This is a genomic window from Amycolatopsis iheyensis, assembly GCF_024703995.1.
GTDB classification, from domain to species: Bacteria; Actinomycetota; Actinomycetes; order Mycobacteriales; family Pseudonocardiaceae; genus Amycolatopsis; species Amycolatopsis iheyensis.
Genome location: NZ_JAMXQV010000067.1, coordinates 1 through 2,560, shown reverse-complemented (window position 1 = coordinate 2,560; position 2,560 = coordinate 1). Strand labels below are relative to the sequence as shown.

Sequence of the window (2,560 nt, the reverse complement as noted above, 5' to 3'; positions counted from 1 at the left end):
TAAGTTCGGCGGTGTCCTACTCTCCCACAACCCTTCGGTTGCAGTACCATCGGCGCTGTCAGGCTTAGCTTCCGGGTTCGGAATGGGACCGGGCGTTTCCCTGACGCTAAAACCACCGAAACACTACGAAACACGCGTGGTGTTTCAGAACCGTAGAGTGGATGCGTAACACCTTCGTAGACAAGTCCTCGGCCTATTAGTACCAGTCAACTCAACAACACATTACTGTGCTTCCATTTCTGGCCTATCAACCCAATGGTCTCTTGGGGGCCTTAACCCACAAAGGGTGGGATACCTCATCTTGGAACAGGCTTCCCGCTTAGATGCCTTCAGCGGTTATCCCTTCCGAACGTGGCCAACCAGCCATGCCCCTGGCAGGACAACTGGCACACCAGAGGTTCGTCCGTCCCGGTCCTCTCGTACTAGGGACAGCCTTCCTCAAGTATCCTACGCGCGCGGCGGATAGGGACCGAACTGTCTCACGACGTTCTAAACCCAGCTCGCGTGCCGCTTTAATGGGCGAACAGCCCAACCCTTGGGACCTACTCCGGCCCCAGGATGCGACGAGCCGACATCGAGGTGCCAAACCATGCCGTCGATATGGACTCTTGGGCAAGATCAGCCTGTTATCCCCGGGGTACCTTTTATCCGTTGAGCGACACCCCTTCCACCAGGAGGTGCCGGATCACTAGTCCCGACTTTCGTCCCTGCTCGACATGTCTGTCTCACAGTCAAGCTCCCTTGTGCACTTGCACTCAACACCTGATTGCCAACCAGGCTGAGGGAACCTTTGGGCGCCTCCGTTACTCTTTAGGAGGCAACCGCCCCAGTTAAACTACCCATCAGGCACTGTCCCTGAACCAGATCATGGCCCGAGGTTCAGATTCCCAATTCGACCAGAGTGGTATTTCAACAACGACTCCACAGTAACTAGCGTCACCGCTTCACAGTCTCCCACCTATCCTACACAAGCCGAACCGAAAACCAATACCAAACTATAGTAAAGGTCCCGGGGTCTTTCCGTCCTGCCGCGCGTAACGAGCATCTTTACTCGTAGTGCAATTTCGCCGGGCCTGTGGTTGAGACAGCCGGAAAGTCGTTACGCCATTCGTGCAGGTCGGAACTTACCCGACAAGGAATTTCGCTACCTTAGGATGGTTATAGTTACCACCGCCGTTTACTGGCGCTTAAATTCTCAGCTTCGCCCCGAAAGGCTAACCGGTCCTCTTAACGTTCCAGCACCGGGCAGGCGTCAGTCCATATACATCGTCTTGCGACTTCGCATGGACCTGTGTTTTTAGTAAACAGTCGCTTTCCGCTGGTCTCTGCGGCCACCCACCCCTAGCCTGCAAGAAGCTTCAGGATGTTTGGCCCCCCTTCTCCCGAAGTTACGGGGGCATTTTGCCGAGTTCCTTAACCACAGTTCACCCGATCGCCTTGGTATTCTCTACCTGACCACCTGTGTTGGTTTGGGGTACGGGCCGTGCATGCACTCACTAGAGGCTTTTCTCGGCAGCATAGGATCACTCTACTTCGCCTCAAACGGCTACGCATCACGTCTCAGGATATGTAGCTGGCGGATTTGCCTACCAGCTTCCCTACACGCTTACACCAGGACAACCATCGCCTGGCGGAGCTACCTTCCTGCGTCACCCCATCGCTTGACTACTACGAAATCAGGTCCCACGCTCCACACACAAACCTCCATCCGAAGACTTCAGCTCATGGCTTTGGGTGGTTAGTATCAAACGCCTCGTCATGGGCGCACATGCTCGGGTACGGGAATATCAACCCGTTGTCCATCGACTACGCCTGTCGGCCTCGCCTTAGGTCCCGACTTACCCTGGGCGGATTAGCCTGGCCCAGGAACCCTTGGTCATCCGGCGGCAGAGTTTCTCACTCTGCATTCGCTACTCATGCCTGCATTCTCACTCCCACACCCTCCACGACTGGCTTCCGCCGCCGCTTCCCTGGATGCAGGACGCTCCCCTACCCATCCACACCACTAGACACGACCCTCAAGGAGTCGAGCCGATGTATTGCATGAATGACACAGCTTCGGCGGTGTGCTTAAGCCCCGCTACATTGTCGGCGCAGGACCACTTGACCAGTGAGCTATTACGCACTCTTTCAAGGGTGGCTGCTTCTAAGCCAACCTCCTGGTTGTCTGGGCAATCCCACATCCTTTCCCACTGAGCACACACTTAGGGGCCTTAGCTGGTGTTCTGGGCTGTTTCCCTCTCGACGACGAAGCTTATCCCCCGCCGTCTCACTGCCACGCTCTCACTTATTGGTATTCGGAGTTTGGTTGATTTCGGTAACCCGGTAAGGCCCCTAGACCATCCAGTAGCTCTACCCCCAACAAGAAACACGTGACGCTGCACCTAAATGCATTTCGGGGAGAACCAGCTATCACGGAGTTTGATTGGCCTTTCACCCCTACCCACAGCTCATCCCCTCAGTTTTCAACCTAAGTGGGTTCGGGCCTCCACGACGTCTTACCGTCGCTTCACCCTGGCCATGGGTAGATCACTCCGCTTCGGGTCTAGACCACGCGACT

Annotated in this window: 2 rRNA genes; both read right to left on the bottom strand. The window is 55.7% G+C overall.

The annotated features are described in order from the left end of the window. Positions 1-3: 3 nt before the first annotated feature. Positions 4-120: ribosomal RNA gene (gene rrf / locus M8542_RS49725) — 5S ribosomal RNA — on the bottom strand. 56 nt (positions 121-176) lie between these two features. After that, positions 177-2,560 (bottom strand): 23S ribosomal RNA (locus tag M8542_RS49720); the annotation flags it as partial.